Source organism: Larkinella terrae (genome assembly GCF_009668025.1).
Lineage (GTDB): Bacteria > Bacteroidota > Bacteroidia > Cytophagales > Spirosomataceae > Larkinella > Larkinella terrae.
This window is the reverse complement of sequence record NZ_WJXZ01000013.1, coordinates 199,523-225,711: the sequence shown is the minus strand read 5'-3', so window position 1 is coordinate 225,711 and position 26,189 is coordinate 199,523. Positions and strand designations below refer to the sequence as shown.

The following is a 26,189-nucleotide window of genomic DNA, read 5'->3' as shown; positions in this document are numbered from 1 at the left end:
CGCTTATTGCCCATGACCTTTCAATCCCAAACCGCCATTGTTACCGGTGCGGGCATTGGCATCGGTTTTGCCATTGCCCGTCAGCTTGCCCGCCAGGGGGCTTCCGTTTTACTCAATGACCTCGATGAAGAAGTTGCCCAACTGGCTGCCGACCGCATCCGGCAGGAGGGAGGCCGCTGTCTGGCTTTTGCGGGCGACGTGTCCGATGTTGCCTTTATTCAAAAAATGGTTGACAAAGCCGTGGCCGAATTTGGCAAGCTGACCATCGTGGTTGCCAACGCGGGCATTACCATTTTTGGCGATTTTTTCGATTATCAACCCGAAGCGTTTCAGAAAGTCGTTGATCTGAACTTGCGCGGTAGCTTCTTCTTGACCCAACTGGCGGCCCGGCACATGCGCGAGCAGAACGAAGGCGGCAGCATTTTGCTGATGTCGTCGGTGACCGGCCATCAGGCGCATCCGGGACTGGCGGCTTACAGCATGACAAAAGCCGCCCTGGAAATGCTGGCGAAAAACCTCGTGCTCGATCTTTCGCCCTACGGCATCAACATCAACGCTGTTGCGCCCGGTGCTACTCAAACCGAACGGACGCTGGACGATCCGACCTACGTGCGCATCTGGTCGCGGATCACGCCCATGGGACGACCGGCCACGGTGGAGGATATTTCCAATGCGGCTTTGTTTCTGGTGGCTCCCCAATCCCGGCACATTACCGGCCAAAGCCTGGTTGTCGATGGTGGCTGGACGGCGGTGAGTCCTCCGCCGGTTTAGAATAGCCGGTTTTCATTTCCGCCCAAAGGTGATCAGAACGACGCCGGACAGGATAATCAGGGCGGCCAGAATGGAATTGGTCGTCAGGCTTTCTCCGGCCAGGGCCCAGCCAAGGATCATGGCAACCACCGGGTTTACGTACGCATAGGTGGAAACCAGACTCGGGGATGCGTTGCGAGCCAGCCAGGCAAACGACGAAAAACCGATGATGGAGCCAAAAAAGATGAGGTATATCAACGAGCCGATGGCTTTCGTAGGGGCATCGCTGATGCTATCCAGGCTGACGTTTTCCGTCAACATACTGAATAGAAACAGCACACCACCGCCGATCAGCATTTGAATGGCACTGGAAATTAGTTGGGAAGGCAACGAAAGCCGGGCGGAGAGGAGTGTGCCGATGGCCCAGGCCACATTGGCAACCATAATTAATCCGACGCCAATCCAGGTGTTGTGCGCGGACGAAGCACTCGCGTCCGTTGGCTGCACGAGCAGCGACACGCCCACCAGTCCGATGCCCAGACCGGCCAGCGACAGGTTGCTGGGCCGCGTATGGTTAAAGCTAATCCAGTTAAACAGAATAATGAATAGCGGGACAAGCGCAGCCAGCAGGGCGGCAATACTCGACGGCACGTATTGCAGCGCCATTGACGTGGAACCGTTGGCAATTGTAAGCAGTAAAACGCCAATAATCCCGGCTGAAATCCACTGTTTCCGGGCCGGAACCGGCGTGCCGGTGAAGCGGGCGTACAAATATAAAATCAAACCGGCGGTGCTCAGCCGCAGCGAAGCCATGTAAAGGGGCGGCATCTTTTCGGTCATAAAATGCACAAAAAGGAAGGTAGAGCCCCACAAAATATAAACGGAGATTAACGCCGACCAAAGTCTTACGCGAGATGGTTGTACTTTCTTAACCAGTGCCGGATTCATAACTCTTGATTGCTCTGTTTCCTAAAGCAACACCAAAGAAATAGAAATATTTCCAGAGATGGTCCGCAAATTTTTTTAATGGAAGTGATTAATTTTAATAATAGTTAGAAAACGGCAAAAAACGCACTAAACGACGAATCTAGTTGCAGCAAAGTTCACTCGGCAACGGGACGGGCGCCTTTTCGATTACCGTGAATTGGATCGTGTTGCTGAACACCTGCCGGTACCGGTAAATGTACAGGGTGAATAAGGCATCGAACAGGCTGGGATCTTCGCCGGCTTTTAATCGCCGAAGTATTTCGTTTACGTAAACCGTGTCATTCATTGTTATCCTGGAACAGTGTGAAGGGATGTTTATTCATCATCAATCGAGTCGAACCACGCCTTGAGCGACGGATATTCCCGTAGCAACTCTTTAAACAGGACGTCGGTCTGGCGATTGATGTTTTGTAAGGTAATGGTATGCGTATTAAAGCGACCGATGGACTGACGAGTTTCGTTGGAAAGCCGGTGTGTGGCCGCGGGCAAATCCTGAACCAGATCCACGAGCGTTGTTACGAGCAGTTCTTTCAGTTTGACCAGTTTTTGCAAGGCTTCTTTTGGAATCAGCAAGCGGTCGGTCTGGCTCAGCGCTAAGTTTAAGAAGTGATAATTCTGATAGATTTCATCAGCTGCCTGCCCCCATTCGGGTAATAAATGGTTAAAATGATCAATCGGATTGGGTTTTTCCTGGTTACACATTCAGTGAACGGTGTTACAGTGAATTACTGGGCTCGGAGGTATCTGGAAATCGGTCGAGCGATTTCTTACCCATTTAGATGCACGACCCTCCAAAAAGTAACACGGTTTTTAATCATCTTTTTGAATAAGATGGGCAACGCATTCCTATCCCACTGATCGTCTGGAAAGTAAGGAGAAAGTGTTGCTGAAACCGCTGATTTTATGATCCAAACCGGTTGCAATCATTTGGTGACTGGAATAACGTGAACATTTGTAACGGGCATAAAAAACGCCGGAAGCGATTAGCTCCCGGCGTTTTTTCTCGAATCTATATGAATTACAGATCAGCAACGGCTTTCCGGATTTCGTCTTTTGTCTTACCGGTTTTTTGCTGGAGTTTGCCCCACATTTCGTCTTCTTTCCCTTCCGAGTAGGTCAGATCGTCATCGGTCAAATCGCCGTAAGCCTGTTTAATTTTGCCTTTCAATTCGTTCCAGTTGCCTTTTAGGGTTGTCTCGTTCATGATTGAAAATTGTTAAAACGTGAGTGACATAAAAAGAGTACAATTCCGAAGAATCATAGTCATATAACCGGCAGAAATCGAAAATGTTTATGAATGGAGCAGAAACCGCAATGCGGTATGACTAATTCACCCGCGTCCAGGTTTGGGTTTTACCGAGCAGCGAAATACCGACATACCCACGAACATCGAGCGTGTTAGGGTCTTTGAGCGTCAGTTTGCAACTGTATTCCTTTCCGTCTTCCGGATTATAAATGTTACCGTTTTCCCAGACTCGACCACCGTCGTAAACAAAACCCTGCATCACATCCAATCCCAGCAGCGGCCGGGTTCGCAGGCTGGCCTGACTGTTTTTCAGGTCGGTTCGGGGTTTGCCGGTCGAGGGTTCCGTGGGTTCTCTCAGCCAGACGAGCTTGCCGAAATAGTGATCACCCTTCTTGTAAATCTGGATCTGGCCCCGCTTGGTTCCGTTCAGCCAGGTACCCAAAACCGCATCCGGATTGTGCTCAGGAGTAAAGGCCGTTAGTGAACTGGTAAGCAGACAAAAAATTGCAATCAAACGAAACGATTTCATTAGCTTTTCATTCTGTTGATGGAAATACCCAATAATATACGGTATAGAACGTAAAAATAACTAAAATGTGTGCGTTTCAATTACAGTGGTTTGGAGAAATACGCTGATTTTTGCAGGGGATTTTCCACCATTTACTTTACACGAATTGCTTCGATATGATAAAATTAGATCCCACCAGAACCTACCCGCACGAAACGGAGTCGCGCACGATCATCCGGTTTCAGGATTGTGATCCGTTGCAGCATCTCAACAACGCCAAATATTTCGACTATTATTTCAATGCGCGGGAAGATCAGGTCGCTACGCAATATAACTTCAGTCCGGCCCAGTTGTTTCGCGAATACAAGACGAGTTGGGTCGTTTACCAGCATCAGATTGCCTACGTGCGTCCGGCGCTGGTCAATGAGTGGATCCGGATCGCATCGCGCATCATCTATTTCAACGAGGATACGATGGTAACGGAGTATTACATGACCGACGATTCCGGCAAACAGTTGAAAAATGTCCTGTGGATGACTTCCAAATACGTCAGCGTTGTAACCGGAAAACGCATTCCGCACGACCCGGATGTCATGGCGTTTCTGGACGCCATCTGCATGCGTGACGTCGATTTCCACAACCTCAATTTTAACGACCGGATCAAGCAGATTAAGGACCAGTTGCTGGTGGAAGGGGTGCGGGGAGACTAAAAAAGGAATAGTCCGAAGCGATTCCTTTTTTAGCGGTTTTTGCTTTTTTAATAAAACACTTCGGTTTTGTTGCTCTCCAGTTGCTTGATCAGAATGGTAGAGACGGTTTTTTCTTCGCTGACGGGATTTCCCCGGACATACAGCTTTTTAAGCGTGTTTAACTGCGGCAGATTGGTGGGAAGATCAGTTAATCGGTTATGACTCAGATCCAGTTCTTCCAAATTCGGGAGTTTTAAAACTGACTCTGGCACCGTCGCAAAAACATTGTGACTGATACCTAATATCCGTAAATAATAGAGTTTCTCAAAGTTGGCGGGCAAATTGCCGAGGAAATTATGGTGGGTATACAATACCTGAAGTTTCCGCATCCGACCGAGATTCTGCGGTAATTCATTGAGTTTGTTGTTGGAAATCGCCAGTTGTTGCAGCCGTTTCAGCCGGCAAAGCCGTTCCGGTAAAACCCGTAAGTTGTTGTAATACAGATCCAGCACTTCCAGCCGTTTCAGCCGACTGATCGCGCCGGGCAGTTCGTTCAGCCGGGCTCGGTATAAGTTTAGGTCTTTCAATCGACGCATCCGGCGCAGGGGAGCAGTATTCAAACCGGCCGAAAAATCGTTCAGGCCAACCCAGAGACTTTCCAGTCGGCGGTTTTTGGTAACGGTTTGCGGGATCGCGGTAATTTTTGTCGATTGGATGTTCAGCATTTTCAGGTGTTTATTCCGGGCCACGCGCAGCCCTGCGTTTCCCAACGGATTACTGGAAACATTGAGCTGACTTAACTTCGGAATCGTAAACACGCGTTCGGGGATTTCGCTGATGTTGTTAATGCTCAGATCCAGCACTTCGAGATTCGGAAACCGGTAAATCACTTCGGGCACTTCCTTTAATTCCAACGTATTCAGAACCAGGTTTTTAACCGTATCCGGTCGGGTGGTTTTTTCGGCTTCAGCAAGGGTCGTCATAATGCCCTTTCCCCGGCGCAGTTTCCGTTTGGAGGGAAGCTTACCGATGGCTAAACTGGTTGAGAACAGATATGGTTTGTCGCCGGTAATTGGAAAACGGTAAGTCGAAAACCACTGGCAGAGAAATGGATCCATGCGCTCTTTCATTCGCGCATTAGCGATACTGTCCGAGCGTAACCGCATGATATCAAAGCCATACCGGTAATAAACCCGGTTGACGGAGCCGTCGGGATTGGCGTAAAGACTGACCACCAGATAGCAGGTCGTGTCCTGTAGCCTATTGGCCTGTTTTAACGCCTGGTTGAGGTCCCGACCGAACTGGTTATTTAATTCCAGTCGTTTCTTTTCACCCGGTTCCATTTCATCTTCCGTCCGGAAACCGGGCTGGCGCTTCCTGAAACCGGGGTCAACAATCTCGTCGACCAGCGTATATTCCTTCGCCAGCGTTTTGGCAGTTGTCTCATACTGTGCCTGGGTTAGGCAGACCGTCTGCCCGGCAGCAATTCCTGTGAGGAATACAAATGCGATGAGTAAAAGGGATTTATGCATTGTGCAGCGGGTTTAACGTATAGCTTAGGTGAATAACGGTAAATATAGTTGAAAATTGGAGACGACCTAAAAAATCCTGCTTAACATTTATTACGAAAAATTTCGTAGTAAACACTTGACTTCTACGAAACGATTCGTATATCTTTGCTACGAAACAATTCGTAGATTGTCGTTGCGCAAGGATTCTATCTTTAACTTTAAGTTGCCGATTCGAACAGTAAACAGGAAATAATGAAACCAACAGAATCTGAACTGGAAATTTTGCAAGTGCTCTGGGCCAACGGTCCCAGCACCGTGCGGCAGGTAAATGAGCATTTGAGTCAGTCAAAAGAGGTCGGTTATACCACCACGCTGAAGCTCATGCAGATCATGCACGACAAGGAGCTTCTCAGTCGGACCGAAGAAGGCCGTTATCACGTTTATCAGGCGTTGATTGGGGAAGAGGAAACGCAGCAGCACCTGCTCGACCGGTTTGTGGATACGGCTTTTCGGGGCTCGGCCATGAAACTGGTGATGCAGGCATTGGGAAACAGCAAGGCCACACCGCAGGAACTGGCTGAATTACAGCGACTAATCGACAATCTTAATCCGGAAAACAACTAAGCTGATGACATCCTTTAACTTATTCCCGGAACCTTTTACCAATGCAATGGGCTGGGCCCTGGTGCATACCTTGTGGCAGGGAACGGTTTTTGCCGCTGCGGCCGCGCTCGCATTGCGAGTTAGCCAAAACCGCTCCTCATTCGTACGTTACGGTATTTCTATTGGTGCCCTTGCCCTGCAACTCCTGACTTTTTTGCTGACCGTGTGGATTTGCTACGAACCCGTTCGGGCGACTTTGCAGATCAGTGGTGAGCAACAGCCTTCGCTGGTCATGACGCCTTCCACAACTGGCAACTGGACCGGTGAACTGACAAGCTGGCTGAATTCGCATTTTCCTTTGCTCGTAACGGCCTGGTTTTGCGGAGCGGCCCTGTTGATGGTGCGGTTGGTCGGCGGTTGGGTTTTAGTGCAGCGATTAACCCGGCGGAACGTCCATCCGGTGGCGCAAGCCTGGCAATCGTATCTCAATCAGTTAAGTAACCAACTGGGGATTGGCAAAACCGTACGGCTGATCGAATCGGCGGAAATCGCGGTGCCGATGACGATTGGCTGGCTCAAACCCGTGGTTTTGTTGCCCATCGGTTTGTTGACGGGCCTGTCGACCCGGCAGGTGGAAGCGGTTCTGGCGCACGAACTGGCCCACATCAAACGCTACGATTATCTCGTAAATCTGATTCAATCGGCGGTTGAAATCGTGCTGTTTTTTCATCCGGCAATCTGGTGGCTGTCGGCGCGGGTGCGCGAAGAGCGGGAGCATTGCTGCGACGATGTCGCCATTCGATTTTGTGGAGAGCGGGCGAGTCTGGCGCAGGCACTGGTTCACATCGAAGAACGACGACAGGCGGTTTTGGCCACTCCTGCGCTGGCAATGGCGTTCGGCGCCCGCAAACAAACGTTTGTTCAGCGGGTGAAACGGGTGATTGGGGTGAATGACCAGCAATCGACGGCCAAACCGAACGGTTTGCTGGTGGCCGGATGTCTGGTACTGATTACGGGCCTGGTAACCGGCCAACATCTGTACCGCCCTGTCAAAGGTAGGCCGCAACACGGCGATTCCATCACAATCAATGCGTGGAAATCCAAAACCGACACCCTTGTTGAATTGTCGGAACCACAGGAGATAACGCTATCGGTGCCGGACAAATCAGAACCTCCGTTTGTGTTTGCGGCTACTGACACGATCGACCCCGTGACCCGAATCCGGCTGGAAAAAGAACTGGAATACCACACGGAGCAAATGAAACGACTTGAGCGGGAAATGGGCAAACTAACCCCCCAGTTCGAGCACGAACAGCTACTGGCACTGAAAAATAACGCATTGGAACTGGCTGATCTCGAGCAGGAAAAAGTAACTATGCAGTTGCAGAAAATGCAGCTCGATCTGGAACGCAACGTACAGCGAACCGTAGAATTGGAACAGAAACGGGCCCAATTGAATGGCAAACTGAGCCAGGAAGAAACCCGTCGGTTGGAAAAGGCCCAGCAGGATGCCCAGCAAATGCAAAAGAAACTCGAACAGCTCAACGAACAGGCGTTTGCAAAGTCGCACCAGAAATTGCAGGAACTCACCGAAGGATCCTTGCGGCTGCTGAATGATTCGATGAGTGTTTTCAATGCCAAAGCCGCCAAACTTGCCAACATGGCCAGCTTACACGCCGTTGAAATGCTGCGGTTGAAGGAAAAGTTGTACCTGCTGGATACCCTGCGTGCCCGGGCTGACGGCTTTCAAGCGGTGCCAGACGTGCCGGCTTTAGAAGCGGTGCCAAGCCCGGTTCCCGCCATTGCACCGGTTCCCGGTCCGGCTCCCCGACCTGGCCGGTTGCCAAAACCGGCAAAAGTAAAAGGTGCTTACTGGTATAACGGCAAACGGTACAACAGCCCGGAAGAAATGCCCAAAGAGGCCCGCGCGGCATACCCGCCACCAGCACCTCCCGCAGTTACCACTGTTCCACCGGTACCCGCCGACGCGCCGGTTTCTGTTTCCGCACCGGTCCCTGTTGTCGTGGCAGTTCCAGTACCACCGGAGCCTGCCGTTGCGCCTGAACCCGGAGAAGGAGTTTGGTACAGTGATGGCAAGAAAGCCGAAAAAGCCAAGTCGAAAAGCAAGTTGAAGTCGAAAGCGCCTAAACCGGCAAAGGCTCAAAAATAGGGTCGGTAACGGCAGGATAGTAGAAGGGAGGGCAAGAAACCGGGCGGTTTTTTCTCTCCCTTTACCCTTTAAAAGCGGCCCGGCGCAGCCGGTCGTTGATGGCCCGGCCCAGTCCCATTTCGGGCAGGAGTTCGGCCACGATTACGTCGACATTCAAGGCATCGAGGGCCCGCATGGCCGCGAACAAATTCTTGGCGGCTTCGGAAATATCGCCCGAAATGGATAGAATCTGTTGCTGCTCGACGGGAATCAGTCGCGTAATTTCTTCGAATGCCAGCACCCCAACGCGTTCCGGTTTATGGCTCGCCAGCACTTCGGCCGGGGTTTTCAGCAACAGCGGTTTTCGGGGTGCGTAGTGACTGCTCAGCATGCCCGGTGCCTTCGGATTGGAAGTCGAATGGCTGCGCACGGAAACTTTCCCCACAATTGCCTCCAGTTTTTCGAGCGACATACCGCCCAGACGGTATACAATCGGGCCACCTTCCGTAAAACCAATGATGGTGGATTCGATGCCTACCTGCGACGAACCGCCGTCCAGCACGTACGGAATTTGGTCGCCCAACTGCTCGGCAACGTGCCGGGCGGTGGTGGGACTGATGTAACCAAACGGATTGGCGCTCGGTGCCGCCAGCGGAAAATCCAGCGACGCGAGCAATTTAAGCGCCAGCGGATGCTGGGGAATTCGGATCGCAACGGTGTCCAGGCCCGACGAAACAAGGTCAGGAATAATGGATTCTTTGGGGAATAAAACCGTCAGCGGACCGGGCCAGAACCGTTCGGCAAGACGACGGGCAGGCTCCGGAATGGTTTTGACAAAGGTCTCAGCCTTGTCAATCGAATCGGTATGAACGATAAGCGGGTCGAAGGAGGGGCGGTTTTTAACCTTGAATATTTTTAAAACCGCATCGGGATTCAGGGCATTTCCCGCCAGGCCATACACGGTTTCGGTTGGCATACCGACCACCTCGCCCTGTTCCAGATATTCTTTTGCCTTTTGAACGTCCGTTCCAATCTGTGCCATGCAGCAAAGGTACGTTTTTTTGGGCGTAGGAGACTGTTGAAAATCTCATAAAGGGGGACTACTTGTACTCCACCTGTTCTAATCTCGCTTCGACTCATCCCACCGATGAAAATCGGATCGTCACAAAAAACAAACATTCATCAGAAAATAATGTTGTATGTACAATTAAACTTTATTTGATTTATTAAAATTAAACCAGTGAAGTCATGAAAACACTCACCATTTTTTCAGCTATGCTCATTTCGTTCGCTGTTTCAGCCCAGGATTATAAACCTTTGAAGGTAAATATCTCTGCCGGTAAAGCACAGATTTCCGGAAAATCTGAAGGCGGATTTCTGGTGTCGGTGGAGCCGCGCTATGGAAAATCCAACTATTTTGATCTTGGGCTGCGGCTGGAGGCTGCGGGTGCCCAACGGCTTTTACAGATCAACGGTCAGCAGCAGAAGTCCGAAGCCAAATTTTTCGGGTCCGGTTTGTTAACCGGTAATTTTTATCTGACCGGTGCCGGTTTACGTCCGTATATTGGTGCCGGTGTGGGTCTGTACCAGTTTGGCCGGGTTACGTTTGGCGATATTCCCGAAAGTGAAAGAGTAGATTTTGATCCAAGCACGCGGTTCGGCGGGATGATCCGGGCCGGCCTTAAACTCGGTCATATTAATGCCGCCGTGGAATACAACATGGTCTCAGCTTCTAAATACACCATCAACGGTGACCCGCTGAAAGCAACCAATAACTATGTCGGGTTTAAAATCGGACTCGACCTGGGCGGGGGTAAAAAGTAAGCAAACCAATTTCTTATTGTCGTTAAAAGCCGGGCAGAATCCAGCCCGGCTTTTTGTTGCCGGTGATCGCAGGCGACTAGTGCTGGAAAAACTCCCAAATATTTTTTAAAATTCCTGTCCGGTTTCCGTTTCCCCGTTCGTCTTAAGGTCAAAAATCAATTTATCACCTCAAACTTTACATCCCAAAATGGAAAAATTCATGTTCATCTTCCACGGACTCCAAATGGACGAGACCCAATTTCAGGAACTGTCGCCCGAAGATTTTCAGGCCGAAATCGAGAAATGGAACACCTGGATCGGCGGCATTGCTGCTCAGGGAAAACTGATCGGAACGGAAGGTCTTTTGCCCACCGGAAAAGTCCTGAGCAATGGCGGAACCGTGGTGACTGACGGACCCTACACGGAAGGCAAAGAAATTGTGGGCGGTTACATGGTCCTGACGGCCAACAGCTTCGACGAAGCGATTGCCCTGGCTCAGGGCTGCCCGATTTTCTCTACAGGCGGAAAAGTTGAAGTACGGCAGATTCAGAATTTTGGGTAGAAAAAGATGAATTATGAATGATGGACGATGAAATAATCCACTTGTCCAATCATCGTTCATCATTCATAATCCATCATCATTTTATTTATGTCCGATTCCAACCAGCTTGTTGCACATCTTTTCCGGCACGAAGCGGGCCGGATGGTTTCGGTGTTGGCAACGATGCTGGGTTTTGATCGCATCGAACTGGCGGAGGATATTGTGCAGGATGCGATGGTTCAGGCGCTGCGGAGCTGGCCGTTTCAGGGCATTCCCGAACACCCTTCGGCCTGGCTGTACCGGGTGGCAAAAAACAAGGCTCTGGATGTAATTCGTCGCGAAAAGTTGTTCCGTCAAATCAGTGGCGAATTGATTCTTGAAAGTCAGGTAGAACAACAGGTAGAGCGGTTTTTTGAAGAGGAGGAGGTGATTGACAGTCAGTTGCGGATGCTGTTTGCCTGTTGCCATCCGTCGCTGCCATTCGAGTCGCAGGTGGCGCTGTGTCTGAAAATCCTGTGCGGTTTGAACGCGCGGGAAATTGCCAATGCCTTTCTCACCAACGAAGAAACCATTGCCAAGCGGCTTTACCGGGCGAAAGAAAAGATCCGTTCGAGCGAAATCCGGCTGGAAGTGCCGACCGGCCCGCAATTACCGGTTCGCGTCGCTGCGGTTTTGAAAAGTATTTATCTTCTGTTTAACGAAGGGTATAATTCCTCACATCCGAATACGCTCATTCGGCAGGATTTGTGCGAAGAAGCCATGCGACTGGGGTTTTTACTCACCCAAAACCCGCAAACCACCACCCCGGCGGCTCACGCCCTGCTCGCGCTTATGTGTTTTCAGGTAGCCCGGTTCGACGCCCGGATGAATGCCGACGGTGGCATTATTCTGGTAAAAGACCAGGACCGGACCAAATGGAATCGGGCGCTGATTACGCGCGGCAAACAGCAATTGTCGCAATCGGCGGAAGGCAGCGAACTGACTGAATATCACCTCGAAGCCATCATTGCGCTGCAGCATTGCATGGCGCCTACCTATGCCGCAACGAGGTGGACTGACATTCTCTGGTACTATGATCTCCTGCTGCTACGGAAACCCAGCCCGGTCGTTGCTCTGAACCGGGCGGTGGCGCTGGCGGAAGTCGAAGGACCAAAGGAAGCTTTGCGGGCAGTTTTGAAAATTATAGAACTGGCATCTAACCAGTATTACCACGCTATTCTGGGCGACTTTTACGCGCAGCTTCACCAGACCGACCTCGCCCGTCAGCACTACAACCAGGCCATTCACCTGACCTCTTCTTCGGCTGAAAAGCTGCTGCTGCAGAAAAAAATCGGGCAATTGCCATAGTCTTCATCATTGGTTTAGAAGTAATTACTAAAGAGAATATTTGCTTTTCTGATAAAAAAATGGATATTTAACCCATTCGGTATTACTTTTAGCAGCTTATTTACGTAAAACGTTACAGTGACCTACTCACTAAACCAAAATTCAATGGATGTTCCACAAATAAAAAAGGCAGCGAAAGTTTACGACGTTGTCATTGTTGGCTCAGGAGCCGGGGGCGGAATGGCGGCTTATCAACTTTCCAAAGCTGGCGCCACCGTGGCCTTGCTTGAAGCCGGTGGTTATTTTGATCCTGCCGATCCTAAATATATTAATCAGCTTAAATGGCCTTATGAATCGCCACGCCGGGGTGCCGGAACCACCCGCGCATTTGGTGATTTCGATGCCGCCTGGGGTGGTTGGGAAATTGAAGGTGAACCGTATTCTGCCGTGAAAGGCACTGAATTCCACTGGTTTCGTTCGCGGATGCTCGGTGGCAGAACAAACCACTGGGGCCGTATTTCGCTGCGGATGGGTCCGGATGATTTTAAACGGAGAAGTCTGACCGGGATTGGTGAAGACTGGCCAATCGGTTACGAAGACCTGTCGCCCTATTACGATAAAGTGGACGATCTGATTGGGGTTTTTGGTTCAAAAGAAGGGCTGCGGGACGCTCCGGATGGTCGGTTTTTGCCGCCACCCAAAATGCGTCTTCACGAAATAATGATCAAAAAGGCCGGGAAAAGCATTGGCGTGCCGGTAATTCCGTCGCGGCTTTCCATCCTGACCAAGCCCATTCACGATCGTGGTGGGTGTTTCTACTGTTCGCAGTGCGGTCGGGCCTGTCAGGCGTATGCTGACTTCTCGTCGTCATCGGTTTTGTGTATTCCGGCCGTAAAAACCGGTCGGGTTACGCTGATTAATGGTGCCATGTGCCGGGAAGTCCTTACCGACTCCAAAACCGGTCTGGCAAACGGCGTATCGTACGTCGATGTACCTACCATGACAGAACAGTCGGTGATGGGGAAAGTGGTCGTTCTGGCCGCCAGTACCTGCGAAACCGCCCGATTGCTCCTCAACTCCAAGTCGGCCCGTTTCTCCAACGGTCTGGCCAATTCCAGCGGTGTTGTGGGTAAATACCTCAACGATTCAACCGGTGCATCGCGCGGAGCTTTCATTCCGGCACTGATGGATCGGAAGCGGTACAACGAAGATGGCGTGGGCGGTGCGCACGTCTACTCGCCATGGTGGCTGGATAACAAAAAACTGGATTTCCCACGCGGTTATCACATCGAATACGGTGGCGGTATGGGAATGCCGATGTACGGTTTCGGTTTCGGCATGGAAGGCCGCAACAGCCTCGTGCCGGGTCGTGACGGAAAACCGAAAGAAGCGGGCGGTTACGGTGCCAGTCTGAAAGACGACTTCCGCCGGTTCTACGGTGCCAATATCGGGATGGCCGGTCGCGGAGAACCCGTCCCACTGGAAAGCAACTACTGCGAAATTGACCCGAACACGGTTGATAAATACGGTATTCCAACCCTGCGTTTCAACTACAAATGGGCGGATGCCGAAATCAGGCAGGCCAAGCACATGCAGGATACCTTCGAGGAAATTATCCACGCGATGGGCGGTATTCCGCTGGGTAAAAAACCGGGTCCGGAAACCAACTACGGTCTGGAAGCCCCCGGTAAGATTATCCACGAAATCGGTACGGCGCGGATGGGTAATGACCCGAAAAACTCGGTGCTGAACAAATACTCGCAGGCCCACGACGTGAAAAACCTGTTCATCGTGGATGCTGCGGCTTTCCCGTCACAAGGTGATAAAAACGTAACGTGGACGATCCTGGCCAACTCCTGGCGGACTTCCGACTACATCATCGATCAGGTAAAACAGAAGAATATCTAAACCCTCTGCTCAACTCCTTTTTCTCTGCTTAACTCTGCGAAACAATTTTAAAAGCTTTTTCGCAGAGTTAAGCAGAGAAAATAAGAGTTAAGCGGAGAAAATCTCAGACTATGAAACGCAGAGATTCTCTCAAAGCCATAACCTTGAGTAGCCTTGGATTTGCCGGGATGAACCCGCAGATCGCTGCTGCCGAGTCGATTACCCCGCCCGATGTCAAACCGCTGAAAGTTCCCGGCGGTCGGCAGAAGTTTGAAGCGGAACGGGATGCCAAACTGAATGCGGACAAGTTTTTCACGCCCCACGAGCTGAAAACCGTAACCATTCTGGGAGACATTATCATTCCGGCCGATGCCAAATCCGGCAGCGCTTCGCAGGCCGGAACCCCGGCATTCATCGAGTTCATGATGAAAGACCAACCCCAGTGGCAGACGCCGATTCGCGGTGGGTTGCGGTGGCTCGACAACGTGTGCATGAAGCGCTTCGACAAGAAATTTGCCGATTGCCTGAAAGCCCAGCAAATTGAGATCATCGACGAAATCGCTTATCCGGCCAAAGCAAAACCGGAGATGTCGCAGGGAGTCGCGTTTTTCAATTCCATGCGCGGCCTGGTAGCCACCGGTTTTTTCACCAGCAAGATGGGCATCGCCGACCTCGGCTACGTCGGCAACACCCCCAACCAATGGGAAGGCGTCCCCGCCGATGTGTTGAAGCAATACAATTTGAGTTACGAGGAGTAAATGAATTTACAATGAACAATTAACAATGAATGGCTGCCGCTCAAGTTCATTTTCATTGTTAATTGTTCATTATTAATTTAATTTTCACTTATGGCTTCCCGGCGTTTTTTTCTCCAACAATCCGGTTTGATTGCGTCTTCGCTGGCTTTTTCGCCCCTGGCGATTGCGCAATCTCAAAAGAAAGAGCGCCTTGGCGTGGCGTTGGTCGGGCTGGGTTATTACAGCACGGACCTGCTGGCTCCGGCTCTGCAACAGACCAAAAATTGCTACCTGGCCGGCATTGTAACGGGTACGCCTTCGAAAGCCGAGACCTGGATAAAGAAGTACAACATTCCCGAAAAGAATGTGTACAATTACGAGAACTTCGACAAAATTGCCAATAATCCGGACATTGACGTCGTCTACGTTGTTTTGCCGCCGTCGATGCACCGCGAATACGTTGTGCGGGCGGCTAAGGCGGGCAAACACGTCTGGGTGGAAAAACCGATGGCCGTTACGGAGAAAGAATGCCAGGCAATGATCGATGCCTGTAAGCAGAACAAGCGACTGCTGGCCGTTGGTTATCGTCTTCAGCATGAGCCTAATACGCAGGAATACATCAAGTTTCTGCGGGAAGGCAAGATCGGCAAAATCAAAATGGTGAGCTGCTCAGCGGGATACTACGATGCCCGGACGAACCACTGGAAGCAGAAAAAGGAAATGGGCGGTGGGGTAATGTACGACATGGGCGTTTACGTGTTGCAGGGCGCGCGGCTGGCAACGGGCGAAGAACCCATTTCGCTGACAGCCCAACAGTATACAACCCGGCTTGATGTGTACAAGGATGGTCTGGACGAAACCACGATGGCTCAACTGGTATTTCCAAGCGGGGCGCGGGCTGCTGTGCAAACCAGCTACGGCATGAACATGAATTTCCTTCATGTGACCGGAGAAAAGGGTTTCTTGAAAATGGAACCGTATTCTGCCTATAACGGCCAGAACGGCGAGGCTTCGGGAGGAGTAAAAATTCAGCATCCGTATGAAGTGCCCCGGCAACAGGCCCTGCAAATGGACGATGACGCCAATGCAATCATGAACAACAAACCATTGATTGCGCCCGGAGAGGAAGGACTGCGTGATATTCGGATTGTGGAAGCGATTTACCGGGCAGCAAAATCCGGTCAGTCCGTGAAGTTGACCTAATTTTAATCTTCTGTTTGATGGGACGCGCGAAGGTGGAGTATTTTTTCGGGATTTCGTGCGTCGTTTTTTTTAGTCTGCTTTCATTCTCCGGTTTTGCTCAGGATCAGTGCACCCCTTCTCCCGGTCAGTTTACCGGGGCTCTTCAGATAAACATTGGCGTTGGGTGTCTGCCACTCAAAGTTAAAGCCACCAGCGGTTTAACCAATGTAAAGAATGTTCGCTATGTGTTTGATTACCACGGAGGTGCAGTAAAAGATTCCGAACTGGTCAGCGATTCGGTTTTCACTTATACCAAGCCCGGACTTTTCCGGGTTCTTCAATATTCCGAGCAGGATGGGCGGCAACTCCGGGCCTGTGCCATTGTCCAGGTTTACGACACGCTGCAACCTCAGGTCGTACTGGAACCTTGCCTAACGCGTCTCATTCTCAAAATTCCGAAAGCCGCTGAATACCAGTACGATTGGTACACGGTCGAATGGGGCGATGGAACCCGTGAACAGCTCGACGGAAAGACTCCGATTGGCGTCCATACATATCCGGATGATAGTCAGCGGATTATTTTTGTTAAAGGTGTACACCTCTACGGGAATTGCGGTGGGACAACGCAGGTCATGTTTCGGCCCGATACGAAAGCCATCCCGCCCGTAATCGATAATGTGCAGCCAGCCGGTGCAACCACTCTTGCCTTATCAATCAGCAATCCGAATGGGAATCGCTATTGGGTTGAACAGCGGTCGGCAAATGGAGCGTACGTTAGAACCAATCAGCGTTCGGATGCTGTCAGTGCGACGATTAACATAGAAGCCGACACCTCGAAATCCGCCTGCTTCCGACTGGTGCTGGCCGATTCGTGTTTGCTGGCAACTCCCTCAGCTGAAGTTTGTTATACGCCACCGAAACCGCCCGATCCATTGCCGGTCCCGGATTCGACCGTGTTTTTGCCCGAAGCCTTTAGCCCCAATGCCGACGGAATTAACGACCGGTTTCAGCTAAAAGGACTCCTCAGTGGCACCGCCCGACTCACGGTATTTAATCGGTGGGGAGAAGTGGTTTTTCAGACCGAAGATACGATTACCGGTTGGGATGGCAAGCAGCGCGATCAGAACCTGCCGCCCGGTACGTATTCCTACGTTCTGGATCTGGAAAAACGAACCGGGGAGCGATCACAAAAGCGGGGGGCGGTGATTTTAATGAAGTAGTTTGGCCGGTTTTTGTAAACCCAGGTCCGTTGGTAAACCGTCGAGACTCGTCAGGTTTTTTTCTTCCATGTACTCCTGAAGACCCTTTTCTCCTTTTTTCGCGGCCCAGTCAAAGTGAATGTCGCGCTCACCGGCATAGTCGAACAGTGGAACGCCAAAACCGCAGGAAGTTTGCACCAGATCAATTTCGGCAATGATTAGTTGGCGGGTACTCGGGTAAATCGTAAAATTCGGAGCAAGTTCCGACCATTCTTTCGAATCCGGTAAAACTGCCCGGCCTTTTCCGTATAACCGCAAAATGAGGGGAGCGCCTTCAAAGGAACAAAACATGATGGTGATGCGACCATTTTCCAGCGTATGCGCCGATGTTTCATTCCCGCTGCTAATCAGGTCCATGTAACCAACCCGGTTTTCGGACAGAACCCGGAAGCAATCCAGACCTTTGGGCGATAGATTAACCCGACCGTCTGCACTTAACGGAGCCGTACTCACGAAGAAAATGTGCTGTTTTTTGATAAAAGCCTGGTGCGGAGATTTTATGGAATCGTGAAATTTGCCCATTTTAGTAGGAAATCACTCTTTTAAATCTTAAACAGTTCATTGACGGTCAGCGTCATGTCAGGAACCACGGGCGCGGCAGAGATAAGGTCAGTATCCGTACAAATCGTTACTGTTTTGGGGGAAGTATAAACCGAAACGGTTTTTATTTCGGGGATAATACGCCAAACCACCTGAACGCCAGCCTGGAAGTATTCAATCAGCTTTTTTTCCACTTTCCGAACCTCATCATATTCTGAAATGATTTCAATCACAAAGGCCGGAATGACGTCCTGCCCCAAAGCAGTTTCCCGAATTTGTTCTGCCGTATATAGGGCTAAATCAGGTCGGCGCATCTGTTGATCGGTCACCCAGCAATTGATTTCTGAAACCAACTCGGCAAACTGTTGATAAGAACTGGTTTGCGTAAATCGTCGGGTAATTCGTTGGATAATGTATAATTCGTCCTGTTTCATTCCGTGGGTGGGTTCCAGCACGCCGTGCGACCATTCGTAAACAAAACCGTCGTCGGGTGACCAGTCCAGAAAGTCGGTTTTGCTCATCGAAAAGCCGGCATAATTCGGCGTAATTTTTTTAGCCTCATTCGGCACATCAATCGTTTCCATTGCTCGTTGAATGCGTGTTGGTAAGTAAATATACCAAAAAAAGACTACCGGCCCACCTGTTCCAGTTGCCGTAGATTGTTCCTGGCTTCTTCGTAGTCCGGTTTAAGGGCCACCGCCCGGCGAATGTCGGCCAGGGCGCCGGTCCGGTCGCCGAGGTAAAACCGGTCGACTCCCCGGTTGTGCAAAGCCGTCGGATCGTCGGGCTTTATGCGCAGATACCGGTCGTAATCGGCGAGTGATTCTCTGTACTTTTTCAGTTGCAGATAAGTGAAACCCCGGGCGGGCAAAACGGTCGTATCTATCCCGGGAACCAACCGCAGGGCCCGGTTAAAGTCCCGCAGCGCATCCGGAAACCGGTTGACTTTGTTGTACGTTAAGCCGCGATTGTAGTAAACATCGCTCTTAGTCGAATCCATTCGGATGGCCTGGTCGTACATTTCCAATGCTTTTGGAAAGTCATTTTTCAAGCCGTAGGCATTGCCAAGCCCTTCGTAGCAGTGATACCGGCTGCTGCCGTTCTGAACAGCCGCCTGAAACTGCTGCATGGCTTCGTCGATGCGGTTATTTTTCCCGTAATAATCCCCCAATCCTTCGTGTATCTGATCATTTTCGGGGTAAAATTGCAGCGCATGCAGCCAGAGGGTTTCCGTATTTTTCCAAACCCGAACCTGTCGGGCCGTCAGGTAAAAACACAAAACCGCAAAGAAGCCAAGACCAATGGTAGAGAGCCGAAGTGCCGAAGCTGACTGATTGGTTAGTAGATATAAGCCATAGACAATCAGGAAGATCAATCCAAAATAGGAGAGGTAACTGTACCGATCGGCCATAATAGCTGCCCCTACCGTCATGAATTGCAGTACCAGAATAATCGTAATCAGGAAAAAGCCGATGCCAAAGACTACCAATCGCTGCCGCTCGGATTTGCCGGTGAGGAGTTGCCAGATTACAAACCCGACAGTCAGCCCAAACACAATGGGTCCCAACCAGTGCTGGGGTTCGATGTTTTTGACATTTTCGGGGTAGGGGTAAAAAGCCGAAAGCCGGAATGGCGCCACCAGTTTGACGAGGTACATCATAAACCCGTAACTGCCGTAAACCAGCCAGCGGGCGGCAAACGGTTCCTGACCAACGGCGTCTTTTTTCTCCGCGATCCGGAACAGCCAGCCGTGAAAATCACCCCCCGCCTGAACATTCATCGCTATTAAACCAACGAAAACCGCTACCAGCAAAAATGGTATTTTTTCGATCAGTACAGTCGGTTTCAGCACCTTTGTTAATTCCTGATTTCCACCTTTCCAATAGTCGATCAGCAGCAGCAACACAAAAGGCAAAACAACCGCCATCGCTTTAGCGAAACATGATCCTACAAACAATAAAAAAGTAAAAGTCAACCAGATTTTTCCGCCGGTTTTCCGGTACTGGAGGTAAGTCAGACAGGCCGACAGGAAGAAAAATGCATAAAGCACGTCTTTCCGCTCCGAAACCCAGATAACGGACTCGACATGCATGGGATGCATTCCCCACAACGCAGCAACAAAAAGGCCAACCCACTGATTATTATGACTTAAACGATAAGCCAAAAAGAAAATCAACGCGGTATCCAGCAGATGGATAACGGTGTTGGTGACGATAAACGACGTAGCTCCCGGCCCGAAAACCGCCGAGTTGGCTGCCAGCGACAGCATTGTTAGCGGGTGATAATTCAAAGCCACCACCGACTTCAACAGCGTTCGAATATTCGCGCCGGTTGGTTCGAGAATATACTGATTACCAAAAACGTACTCCGAATCGTCCCAGTCCACAAAGCCGTTTTTGAAGCCCAGGGCGTAAATGACAAAAATCGCCAGCAGGATCAGGCTGAGCCAGAGGTACATTTTGTAGCCTGGCTGAACGGGCGAAAGGGGGGCTTTGAGGGCAGGTTTTTCCGGGCTGGAAACCGGCCTTGCGGGAACTGGAGCGGGGGTTGGACGCGGAACCGGTCGTTGATTGGGTGATTTGTGTTTAGCCATACAAGAAATGGTTTCGGCAATAAATCCGCAAAAGACATACCATAAAAAAGCCCCACCGGATGAATTGTGGGGCTTTTCCTGGAAAGGCGGTTATTCTTTGACAACTTTCGCAACTTTCCCTCTTTGATCTTTCAGTTTCGGGCGTTTCACCCCGTAGGACCCGCGCCAGATTTTACCGCGCTTGGTTTTAACATCTCCTTTTCCCATGTTCAAGTAGTTAATTACACAGACATAAAAGATTCAAAAAACGGATCGGCAATCAATAAGAAATCATAGTTAATCATTTAATCGCAATAATCAAAGGTCATTGTTTTCAATTCCACTTTTGCGGTTTATCATTCCGCTACCTCAAATTTCCAAACATCTGCCAATCCCTGCGGGTTACCGGTACAGAAATTAACGCTAAAAGAGTTATGGCAAACAAGAACACCCCGGTTTGGGATAAACCCGGAATCGGACAACTGGAGCCGGAAATCAGCGGCTCGAGCCGGATCAATGTGGGAGAGGAAGAGCGGGTCTGGTCGACCGTCGGCGGAGGATTGCTGCTCACCTACGGACTAAAAAGAGCCTCCATCGGTGGCATGTTGCTGGCGGCAGTGGGAAGCTACTTAACGTACCGGGGTATGTCGGGAAATTGCCCGATCAGCGAGGCCATCGGACGCAACACGGCGGAAGGCGAAACGACGACCATCCGGCCCATCGAGATTTCGGTAAGTCAGGTCGTTTACAAGCCGCGGAATGAGGTGTACCAGTATTGGCGGCAACTGGAAAATCTGCCCCGGTTTATGTCCCATTTGAAGGAAGTTCGTCAGCTCGATTCAAAACGTTCGCACTGGATTGCCCAGGTTTCGGACGGTGCCCTGGCAGAAGCTTTGGGTACGGTAGAGTGGGATGCGCAGATTATTCACGAAACGCCGAACGAGCGACTGGTCTGGAAATCAGTGGAAAACGCGCGAATCGACAACGCCGGCGAAGTTCGGTTTATGGATTCGCCCGACGGTTTTGGCACCCAGATCCACGCAACGATTCAGTACCGCCCGCCGGTCGGACATTTGGGAAGTGCGTTCATGAAAATGTTCAATTCCACCTTTACGCATCTCATCGAAAAAGACCTGCACCGGTTTAAAGAAGTGATTGAGTCCGATGGGTCGACGGCCGTTCAGGGATTGTTGCCCGCTTCAACGACTGAAACCGCACAGCTTTAGATCTTGAATTAACAATGAATAATGAACAATTCATAGGCGGTTTTCTGCCATAAATTCGCATTGTCCATTATTCATTGTTAATTTTTTCAAAAAGGAGTAGGGGGAAAGCCGCCGATGGCTGTCATTAGTTCGAACAGTAGACAACGAACTAATGGATTTGCAACAACTGGAACGGGAATTACTCCCTCTGACAACCTATGCCATTCCGGTGGTGTTGGGTTCCGTCCTTCTGGAATTTTGGCTGACCCGCCACGACGAGGAACATCGCTACCAAAGCCAGGATTTCTGGTCGTCGGTCGGAATTGGCGCGGGCAGTCTGGTTATCAATGCCATTCTGAAAACTACCGTTTTTGGACTGGCATTGTTTTTTTATAAGCTCGTTCCCTGGCGAATCGAAACCCGGTGGTGGACCTGGATTCTGGCGTACGCGCTGATCGATTTCTGCAATTATTTCGCGCACTTCATTGCGCACAAACAGCGGGTCTGGTGGGCTACCCACGTGACCCACCATTCGTCGGAACACCTCAATTTCTCCACGGCTTTCCGCAATTCGTGGACGCAGCATCTGAAACTGATTTTCTTTATTCCGGCCTGGATTACGGGCATTAACCCGGTTGTGATTCTGACCTGTTACCAGATCGATTTGCTGTACCAGTTCTGGATTCACACGGAAATGATCCACAAATTGCCGCGCTGGTTTGAGTTTTTCTTCGTAACTCCTTCACACCACCGCGTTCACCACGGCAGCAATGACCGGTACATCGATAAGAATTTCGGCTCGTCGCTCATCATCTGGGACCGGATGTTTGGCACGTTTCAGGAAGAGGACGAAACGCCGGTTTACGGCCTGACAAAACCGGTCGAATCCTTCAATCCGGTGTACCTGAATTTCCACGTCTGGGTCGATATCGGCCGGGATTTGCAGAGAGCGAAGTCTATCAAAGAAGCCTGGAATATTCTGTTTGGACCTCCGGTTTAAGTACCCAAGTCGGGTTAAATCACCTCTCATTCTATTTCGTTATGAAAAAGTACGTTTTAATTACCGGCGCCAGTGCCGGGTTGGGAAAAGCTATGGCCATTGAGCTGGCCCGGCAGGGTCATAACCTGATTCTGGTGTCGTTACCCAACGAAAATCTGGCCGAGCTGGCGCAGCAAATCCGGATTTCCTGCAATGTAAAGGTGGCTTTTTACGAAACCGATCTGTGCACCCGACCCAATATTGAAGCGCTGGTTACCTGGCTCCGTGCCTCGAAATTCGAGATTTTCTACCTGATCAATAATGCGGGAATCGGCGGTTCTCAGGCTTTTGAACTGGCTGATACAGAACGGATCGAACGCATCATTCAGTTAAATATCGTTGGCACGGCTTTATTGACCCGCCTGGTGCTGCCCTTTTTGCTGAAATTCTCGCAATCGTATATTCTGAATGTATCGAGCATGGCGGCTTTTACCCCGATTCCGTATAAAACGGTTTACCCGGCGTCCAAAGCGTTTATTTATTCCTTTTCGCTGGGATTGCGGGCCGAACTGAGCGCATTGGGCGTGCAGGTGAGCGTCGTTCATCCCGGCCCGATGCCGCATTCGCCCGAGAATCAGGCGCGTTTGCAAAAACACGGTCGCCTGGGCCGGATGCTGACCGTGCCGCTCCAAGTTATCGCCCAAATTGCCCTCGAACAGGTGCAGCGGGGACAATCGGTGATCATTCCGGGCTGGACCAACAAATTCGGCTACTGGGTGTCGCGCTGGGTGCCGTGGTCGTGGCGCCGACCGCTGATGGTTTCGATGCTTCGGAAAGAACTAAGTCCGTCAGTATGAAAGTGTTGTTGACCGGTGCAACCGGTTTGCTGGGTGTCCATCTTGCCGGAGAATTGCTGAATCAGGGTTATGAGGTTAAAGCCGTATATCGTTCATTTCCAGCGCAGATAAACAAACTGCCTTGGTTTAAGGACGTTGACTGGACAAAAGCCGCCATCACGGAGCCGGCGGATGTTCGGAGGACAATGAAAGACTGTCAGGCGGTTATTCACGCAGCCGCGCGCACCGATCCGTACCCAACCAGCCTGTCCGCGTATTACGACGCGAACATTGCCAGTACCGAACACATGCTGGCGGCCGTTCGAAAGTGGGACGTTCAACGGCTGGTGTACGTCAGTACGGCGTCGGTTTTCAGGCCGGGTACGCTGGAGAACCCCGCGACGGAGGAGAGTCCGTACGCTTTTCATTTAATGGATTCGGGTTACATTGCCAGCAAATACGAAGCGCAGCAGCGGGTATTAATGGCTGTTGATCAGGGTGTTAACGCTGTGGTTGTGAATCCGGCTTTCATGCTGGGGCCGTATGATTTCAAACCGAGTTCGGGTGCGGTTATTCGATATGCGATGCAAAACCGGTTGTTGATTTACCCTGGATCGGGAGGAAAGAGTTTCATCGACGTTCGGGATGCGGCCCGTGCTACGGTCAACGCCCTGCGGTTGGGTCGGGCCGGAGGAAGCTATCTGCTGGCAAACGAAAACCTGCCTTACGACCGGTTTTTCCAACGTCTGGCGCGGATAAGCGGAAAGAAAAAGACGATGCTTCCCCTGCCCAAATCCCTCATTCGATTCGCCGGAACGATGGCTTCGGTCGGCGAGCGGGTGCTTCGGAAGCCGTTGCCCATCAATGCGATCAACGCAAGATTATTGACGCAGGACAATTATTATTCCGGCGAAAAAGCCCGCCTGGAGCTGCGAATGCCAACGGCTTCGTTGAGCAAGGCAATTGAGGAGGCAATGGAATGGTTTTCAATGGCTGATTTTTACAGTCCCAACGACCTTAAAAAACCATCGCGGTAATTGCTCCCGATCGGAATTTCCGTTTTGTCGATGAAAACCCGGTTACCCTCGATGTGGGTTATTTTCGATTTGTTGACGATAAACGACCGGTGGATACGGAGAAAAACCGCTTTTGGAAGAAGCTCTTCAAAACTGGAAAAAGTCATGCCGGGAAGAATCGTCTGCTGAGTCATTACAATTTTGGTGTAATTGCCACTGGCTTCTGCGTACAACAAATCAGAATGGAGAATCTTATAGATTTTTCCTTCGGTTTTAATGAATAAATAATCTTCCGATTTTGAATCGGCTTTCTCATTAACGACTGGTAATTGCGGCTGCAATCGTTCCAATGCTTTGTCCACAGCAACGATAAACCGCTCCAGCGAAAACGGTTTTAATAAATAATCAACCGCCGATAGATCGAACGCATCCAGCGCGTATTCTTTGTAAGCTGTAGTGAAAATAACCTGCGATTTATACCTGAGGGTTTTCAGAAAGGATATACCACTTAAAACCGGCATGTTAATGTCCAGGAAAAGGATATCAATCTGGTGTTTCTGAAATTCAGTTTTGGCCTCAATTGCGTTTTCGCAGGATGCAACAACGTTTAATTCAGGTAAGTGATTACAGTACGTTTGGATTATTTCCCGGGCAATGGGTTCGTCGTCAACGATCAGGCAATTGAATCGATTCATTTTACTTTTAGTTGGAGCATCACCAGGTAATAACTGTCCTCATTATCAATTTTCAAATCGTGCGCATTCGGATAAACCAAATCCAGCCTTTTCTTTACGTTGGCCAAACCTAAACCGCTGCTGTTTTCCGAAATGCTGCCTTCGTCAGGTGACTTGCCTTTCGTATTCCGCACGGAAAACAAGATGGAATTTCCCCAGACTTTCAGCGTAATTTCAATCGAAATCTTCTGGTCGGTTGTGTTTTTCGAGTGTTTAAACGCATTTTCAATAAAAACAATCAATAACATCGGCGCAATCCGAATGTCAGATAGATTAAAATCTTCAATAGACGTTGTCAGGGCCAGTCGCTCACCCACCCGGATTTTCTCAAAGTCGATGTAGTTGTTGATATACGCCAGTTCATCTTTTAATGGCACAAACAATTCCTTGGTATCGTACACCGAATAGCGCAGTAAATCCGCCAGTTTAAGCAATAGTGCCGGTATTTTTTCGTGTTGCGTAATGGAGATTCCGTACAGGTTATTGAGCGTATTGAATAAAAAATGGGGACTTAACTGTGATTGTAGTAAATGCAATTCGCTCTGACTTTGTATCGCCTGCGCTTTGGCTTCCTGCAACTGATTCGTAACCGTCATCCGGCTTAATTTGATCAACATGCCGATCGCGATACTGGCAATAAATAATGGCAAGTAAAACAGCATCAAATTGAGGAAAACCCGAGTATCCTGAAGTGGGAAATCAGCGTGGAAAAAGATCCAGATAAAACAGATTATACTGATCAACGTTAAATAGACAAACAACCAGGCCGGTATATTTTTAGATGTCCATAATTGAGATATATACCGACCAATATAAATTCCCCCTAGAAAGAAAATTGTTGCCGCCAGGGCCGCTTCTTCGTCGTCACGGGTAACAATGGATTGAGTGTATAAATTAGTTGCCAAATAAATCGGTATGGCCGCGATAATGCAAAAAACGATGTGTTTTTGAAGGTTTGTTAATCCCGCAAAGTCCGTATTCTCTCCTCTTTTCATACTTGCTGCACCCACCTGGGCTGGTTTAATCCCCAAAGCTGATCAATGCTTTCTATTCCGAAAAACCGACCGGCTGAACGCTTCCATTCGGCTGACAGAAACCCCGGAAAGGCGGACTAACGGGTTTGACATCC

The 26,189-nt window shown here is 50.2% G+C and carries 28 protein-coding genes; 15 read left to right on the top strand and 13 right to left on the bottom strand.

The features are described from left to right. Positions 1–12 precede the first annotated feature (12 nt). Positions 13–771, top strand: coding sequence for an SDR family NAD(P)-dependent oxidoreductase (locus GJJ30_RS21465; RefSeq protein ID WP_154177366.1), 759 nt, complete (start codon positions 13–15; stop codon positions 769–771). Between the two features lie 12 nt (positions 772–783). Here the strand turns inward: GJJ30_RS21465 and GJJ30_RS21460 are convergent, their stop codons facing one another. The 5 genes from GJJ30_RS21460 to GJJ30_RS21440 form a co-directional block, all read right to left on the bottom strand. After that, positions 784–1,698 (bottom strand): EamA family transporter, encoded by a 915-nt coding sequence (locus GJJ30_RS21460; RefSeq protein WP_154177245.1) that lies wholly within the window; start codon positions 1,696–1,698, stop codon positions 784–786. Positions 1,699–1,837: 139 nt separating this feature from the next. Further along, positions 1,838–2,023 carry a hypothetical protein gene (locus GJJ30_RS21455; protein ID WP_154177244.1) on the bottom strand — a complete coding sequence of 62 codons (186 nt, stop codon included), beginning with the start codon at positions 2,021–2,023 and terminating at the stop codon, positions 1,838–1,840. Between the two features lie 29 nt (positions 2,024–2,052). Beyond that, entirely contained in the window at positions 2,053–2,439 is a 387-nt protein-coding gene (locus tag GJJ30_RS21450) for a hypothetical protein (RefSeq protein WP_154177243.1), read from the bottom strand. A gap of 316 nt (positions 2,440–2,755) precedes the next feature. Then, positions 2,756–2,941 (bottom strand): CsbD family protein, encoded by a 186-nt coding sequence (locus tag GJJ30_RS21445; RefSeq protein ID WP_154177242.1) that lies wholly within the window; start codon positions 2,939–2,941, stop codon positions 2,756–2,758. Between the two features lie 121 nt (positions 2,942–3,062). Continuing rightward, the gene (locus tag GJJ30_RS21440) at positions 3,063–3,512 is read right to left on the bottom strand and encodes a DUF2147 domain-containing protein (protein WP_154177241.1); all 450 of its coding nucleotides are present in this window, start codon (positions 3,510–3,512) and stop codon (positions 3,063–3,065) included. A 155-nt stretch (positions 3,513–3,667) separates the two neighbouring features. Between GJJ30_RS21440 and GJJ30_RS21435 the strand changes: the two genes are divergently transcribed. Beyond that, positions 3,668–4,201, top strand: a complete 534-nt coding sequence (locus tag GJJ30_RS21435; protein WP_154177240.1) for an acyl-CoA thioesterase — start codon at positions 3,668–3,670, stop codon at positions 4,199–4,201. A gap of 47 nt (positions 4,202–4,248) precedes the next feature. Here the strand turns inward: GJJ30_RS21435 and GJJ30_RS21430 are convergent, their stop codons facing one another. Beyond that, positions 4,249–5,712 carry a leucine-rich repeat domain-containing protein gene (locus GJJ30_RS21430; protein ID WP_154177239.1) on the bottom strand — a complete coding sequence of 488 codons (1,464 nt, stop codon included), beginning with the start codon at positions 5,710–5,712 and terminating at the stop codon, positions 4,249–4,251. 231 nt (positions 5,713–5,943) lie between these two features. On the opposite strand from GJJ30_RS21430, the gene GJJ30_RS21425 reads away from it, so the two are divergent. After that, positions 5,944–6,315, top strand: a complete 372-nt coding sequence (locus GJJ30_RS21425) for a BlaI/MecI/CopY family transcriptional regulator (RefSeq protein ID WP_154177238.1) — start codon at positions 5,944–5,946, stop codon at positions 6,313–6,315. Between the two features lie 4 nt (positions 6,316–6,319). Beyond that, on the top strand, positions 6,320–8,464 hold the full coding sequence (locus GJJ30_RS21420) for a M56 family metallopeptidase (RefSeq protein ID WP_154177237.1): 2,145 nt from the start codon (positions 6,320–6,322) through the stop codon (positions 8,462–8,464). A gap of 61 nt (positions 8,465–8,525) precedes the next feature. On the opposite strand, the gene GJJ30_RS21415 is transcribed toward GJJ30_RS21420, so the two are convergent. Further along, positions 8,526–9,485: an L-threonylcarbamoyladenylate synthase gene (locus GJJ30_RS21415; protein WP_154177236.1), complete on the bottom strand. Its 960-nt coding sequence runs from the start codon at positions 9,483–9,485 to the stop codon at positions 8,526–8,528. A 206-nt stretch (positions 9,486–9,691) separates the two neighbouring features. Here GJJ30_RS21415 and GJJ30_RS21410 point away from each other — a divergent pair, with 206 nt between their 5' ends. From GJJ30_RS21410 to GJJ30_RS21380, 7 genes are all read left to right on the top strand, one after another. After that, positions 9,692–10,267, top strand: coding sequence for a hypothetical protein (locus GJJ30_RS21410; protein WP_154177235.1), 576 nt, complete (start codon positions 9,692–9,694; stop codon positions 10,265–10,267). A 187-nt stretch (positions 10,268–10,454) separates the two neighbouring features. After that, on the top strand, positions 10,455–10,808 hold the full coding sequence (locus tag GJJ30_RS21405; RefSeq protein WP_154177234.1) for a YciI family protein: 354 nt from the start codon (positions 10,455–10,457) through the stop codon (positions 10,806–10,808). An 87-nt stretch (positions 10,809–10,895) separates the two neighbouring features. After that, complete coding sequence (locus GJJ30_RS21400) at positions 10,896–12,134, top strand: RNA polymerase sigma factor (RefSeq protein ID WP_154177233.1); 1,239 nt, start codon at positions 10,896–10,898, stop codon at positions 12,132–12,134. Positions 12,135–12,278: 144 nt separating this feature from the next. Then, the gene (locus tag GJJ30_RS21395) at positions 12,279–14,021 is read left to right on the top strand and encodes a GMC oxidoreductase (RefSeq protein ID WP_154177232.1); all 1,743 of its coding nucleotides are present in this window, start codon (positions 12,279–12,281) and stop codon (positions 14,019–14,021) included. A 110-nt stretch (positions 14,022–14,131) separates the two neighbouring features. After that, a complete protein-coding gene (locus GJJ30_RS21390) occupies positions 14,132–14,758 on the top strand; it encodes a gluconate 2-dehydrogenase subunit 3 family protein (RefSeq protein WP_154177231.1) in 627 nt (208 codons plus the stop codon). Between the two features lie 90 nt (positions 14,759–14,848). Then, positions 14,849–15,940 carry a Gfo/Idh/MocA family protein gene (locus GJJ30_RS21385; protein ID WP_154177230.1) on the top strand — a complete coding sequence of 364 codons (1,092 nt, stop codon included), beginning with the start codon at positions 14,849–14,851 and terminating at the stop codon, positions 15,938–15,940. Positions 15,941–15,957: 17 nt separating this feature from the next. After that, complete coding sequence (locus GJJ30_RS21380; protein ID WP_154177229.1) at positions 15,958–17,139, top strand: T9SS type B sorting domain-containing protein; 1,182 nt, start codon at positions 15,958–15,960, stop codon at positions 17,137–17,139. On the opposite strand, the gene GJJ30_RS21375 is transcribed toward GJJ30_RS21380, so the two are convergent. The 4 genes from GJJ30_RS21375 to GJJ30_RS21360 form a co-directional block, all read right to left on the bottom strand. Beyond that, positions 17,128–17,700, bottom strand: coding sequence for a pyridoxamine 5'-phosphate oxidase family protein (locus GJJ30_RS21375; RefSeq protein ID WP_154177228.1), 573 nt, complete (start codon positions 17,698–17,700; stop codon positions 17,128–17,130). The genes GJJ30_RS21380 and GJJ30_RS21375 overlap by 12 nt on opposite strands. A 20-nt stretch (positions 17,701–17,720) precedes the next feature. Then, positions 17,721–18,302 (bottom strand): Uma2 family endonuclease, encoded by a 582-nt coding sequence (locus GJJ30_RS21370; RefSeq protein ID WP_154177227.1) that lies wholly within the window; start codon positions 18,300–18,302, stop codon positions 17,721–17,723. A gap of 44 nt (positions 18,303–18,346) precedes the next feature. Beyond that, a complete protein-coding gene (locus GJJ30_RS21365) occupies positions 18,347–20,311 on the bottom strand; it encodes a tetratricopeptide repeat protein (protein ID WP_154177226.1) in 1,965 nt (654 codons plus the stop codon). A gap of 90 nt (positions 20,312–20,401) precedes the next feature. Continuing rightward, complete coding sequence (locus GJJ30_RS21360) at positions 20,402–20,518, bottom strand: 30S ribosomal protein THX (RefSeq protein WP_154177225.1); 117 nt, start codon at positions 20,516–20,518, stop codon at positions 20,402–20,404. 206 nt (positions 20,519–20,724) lie between these two features. Between GJJ30_RS21360 and GJJ30_RS21355 the strand changes: the two genes are divergently transcribed. The 4 genes from GJJ30_RS21355 (at position 20,725) to GJJ30_RS21340 (ending at position 24,347) form a co-directional block, all read left to right on the top strand. Further along, positions 20,725–21,516: an SRPBCC family protein gene (locus GJJ30_RS21355; RefSeq protein ID WP_154177224.1), complete on the top strand. Its 792-nt coding sequence runs from the start codon at positions 20,725–20,727 to the stop codon at positions 21,514–21,516. Positions 21,517–21,667: 151 nt separating this feature from the next. Next, on the top strand, positions 21,668–22,495 hold the full coding sequence (locus tag GJJ30_RS21350) for a sterol desaturase family protein (RefSeq protein WP_154177223.1): 828 nt from the start codon (positions 21,668–21,670) through the stop codon (positions 22,493–22,495). Between the two features lie 41 nt (positions 22,496–22,536). Beyond that, positions 22,537–23,331: an SDR family NAD(P)-dependent oxidoreductase gene (locus GJJ30_RS21345; RefSeq protein ID WP_154177222.1), complete on the top strand. Its 795-nt coding sequence runs from the start codon at positions 22,537–22,539 to the stop codon at positions 23,329–23,331. Continuing rightward, positions 23,328–24,347 (top strand): NAD-dependent epimerase/dehydratase family protein, encoded by a 1,020-nt coding sequence (locus GJJ30_RS21340; RefSeq protein ID WP_154177221.1) that lies wholly within the window; start codon positions 23,328–23,330, stop codon positions 24,345–24,347. The genes GJJ30_RS21345 and GJJ30_RS21340 overlap by 4 nt, the downstream gene beginning before the upstream one ends. Here GJJ30_RS21340 and GJJ30_RS21335 read toward each other — a convergent pair. Beyond that, positions 24,311–25,021, bottom strand: a complete 711-nt coding sequence (locus GJJ30_RS21335; RefSeq protein ID WP_154177220.1) for a LytR/AlgR family response regulator transcription factor — start codon at positions 25,019–25,021, stop codon at positions 24,311–24,313. The genes GJJ30_RS21340 and GJJ30_RS21335 overlap by 37 nt on opposite strands. Further along, on the bottom strand, positions 25,018–25,677 hold the full coding sequence (locus tag GJJ30_RS32070; protein ID WP_170299243.1) for a sensor histidine kinase: 660 nt from the start codon (positions 25,675–25,677) through the stop codon (positions 25,018–25,020). Before GJJ30_RS32070 ends, GJJ30_RS21335 begins: the two co-directional genes overlap by 4 nt. Positions 25,678–26,189: the final 512 nt, after the last annotated feature.

Coding starts and splice junctions, on each gene's coding strand:
- GJJ30_RS21390 (WP_154177231.1), top strand. CDS start 14,132: ATGAAACGCAGAGATTCTCTCAAAGCCATAACCTTGAGTAGCCTTGGA.
- GJJ30_RS21395 (WP_154177232.1), top strand. CDS start 12,279: ATGGATGTTCCACAAATAAAAAAGGCAGCGAAAGTTTACGACGTTGTC.
- GJJ30_RS21370 (WP_154177227.1), bottom strand. CDS start 18,302: ATGGAAACGATTGATGTGCCGAATGAGGCTAAAAAAATTACGCCGAAT.
- GJJ30_RS21400 (WP_154177233.1), top strand. CDS start 10,896: ATGTCCGATTCCAACCAGCTTGTTGCACATCTTTTCCGGCACGAAGCG.
- GJJ30_RS21450 (WP_154177243.1), bottom strand. CDS start 2,439: ATGTGTAACCAGGAAAAACCCAATCCGATTGATCATTTTAACCATTTA.
- GJJ30_RS21435 (WP_154177240.1), top strand. CDS start 3,668: ATGATAAAATTAGATCCCACCAGAACCTACCCGCACGAAACGGAGTCG.
- GJJ30_RS21410 (WP_154177235.1), top strand. CDS start 9,692: ATGAAAACACTCACCATTTTTTCAGCTATGCTCATTTCGTTCGCTGTT.
- GJJ30_RS21420 (WP_154177237.1), top strand. CDS start 6,320: ATGACATCCTTTAACTTATTCCCGGAACCTTTTACCAATGCAATGGGC.
- GJJ30_RS21375 (WP_154177228.1), bottom strand. CDS start 17,700: ATGGGCAAATTTCACGATTCCATAAAATCTCCGCACCAGGCTTTTATC.
- GJJ30_RS21355 (WP_154177224.1), top strand. CDS start 20,725: ATGGCAAACAAGAACACCCCGGTTTGGGATAAACCCGGAATCGGACAA.
- GJJ30_RS21385 (WP_154177230.1), top strand. CDS start 14,849: ATGGCTTCCCGGCGTTTTTTTCTCCAACAATCCGGTTTGATTGCGTCT.
- GJJ30_RS21415 (WP_154177236.1), bottom strand. CDS start 9,485: ATGGCACAGATTGGAACGGACGTTCAAAAGGCAAAAGAATATCTGGAA.
- GJJ30_RS21365 (WP_154177226.1), bottom strand. CDS start 20,311: ATGGCTAAACACAAATCACCCAATCAACGACCGGTTCCGCGTCCAACC.
- GJJ30_RS21455 (WP_154177244.1), bottom strand. CDS start 2,023: ATGAATGACACGGTTTACGTAAACGAAATACTTCGGCGATTAAAAGCC.
- GJJ30_RS21430 (WP_154177239.1), bottom strand. CDS start 5,712: ATGCATAAATCCCTTTTACTCATCGCATTTGTATTCCTCACAGGAATT.
- GJJ30_RS21425 (WP_154177238.1), top strand. CDS start 5,944: ATGAAACCAACAGAATCTGAACTGGAAATTTTGCAAGTGCTCTGGGCC.
- GJJ30_RS21465 (WP_154177366.1), top strand. CDS start 13: ATGACCTTTCAATCCCAAACCGCCATTGTTACCGGTGCGGGCATTGGC.
- GJJ30_RS21350 (WP_154177223.1), top strand. CDS start 21,668: ATGGATTTGCAACAACTGGAACGGGAATTACTCCCTCTGACAACCTAT.
- GJJ30_RS21445 (WP_154177242.1), bottom strand. CDS start 2,941: ATGAACGAGACAACCCTAAAAGGCAACTGGAACGAATTGAAAGGCAAA.
- GJJ30_RS21345 (WP_154177222.1), top strand. CDS start 22,537: ATGAAAAAGTACGTTTTAATTACCGGCGCCAGTGCCGGGTTGGGAAAA.
- GJJ30_RS21380 (WP_154177229.1), top strand. CDS start 15,958: ATGGGACGCGCGAAGGTGGAGTATTTTTTCGGGATTTCGTGCGTCGTT.
- GJJ30_RS32070 (WP_170299243.1), bottom strand. CDS start 25,677: ATGTTGATCAAATTAAGCCGGATGACGGTTACGAATCAGTTGCAGGAA.
- GJJ30_RS21335 (WP_154177220.1), bottom strand. CDS start 25,021: ATGAATCGATTCAATTGCCTGATCGTTGACGACGAACCCATTGCCCGG.
- GJJ30_RS21405 (WP_154177234.1), top strand. CDS start 10,455: ATGGAAAAATTCATGTTCATCTTCCACGGACTCCAAATGGACGAGACC.
- GJJ30_RS21360 (WP_154177225.1), bottom strand. CDS start 20,518: ATGGGAAAAGGAGATGTTAAAACCAAGCGCGGTAAAATCTGGCGCGGG.
- GJJ30_RS21460 (WP_154177245.1), bottom strand. CDS start 1,698: ATGAATCCGGCACTGGTTAAGAAAGTACAACCATCTCGCGTAAGACTT.
- GJJ30_RS21340 (WP_154177221.1), top strand. CDS start 23,328: ATGAAAGTGTTGTTGACCGGTGCAACCGGTTTGCTGGGTGTCCATCTT.
- GJJ30_RS21440 (WP_154177241.1), bottom strand. CDS start 3,512: ATGAAATCGTTTCGTTTGATTGCAATTTTTTGTCTGCTTACCAGTTCA.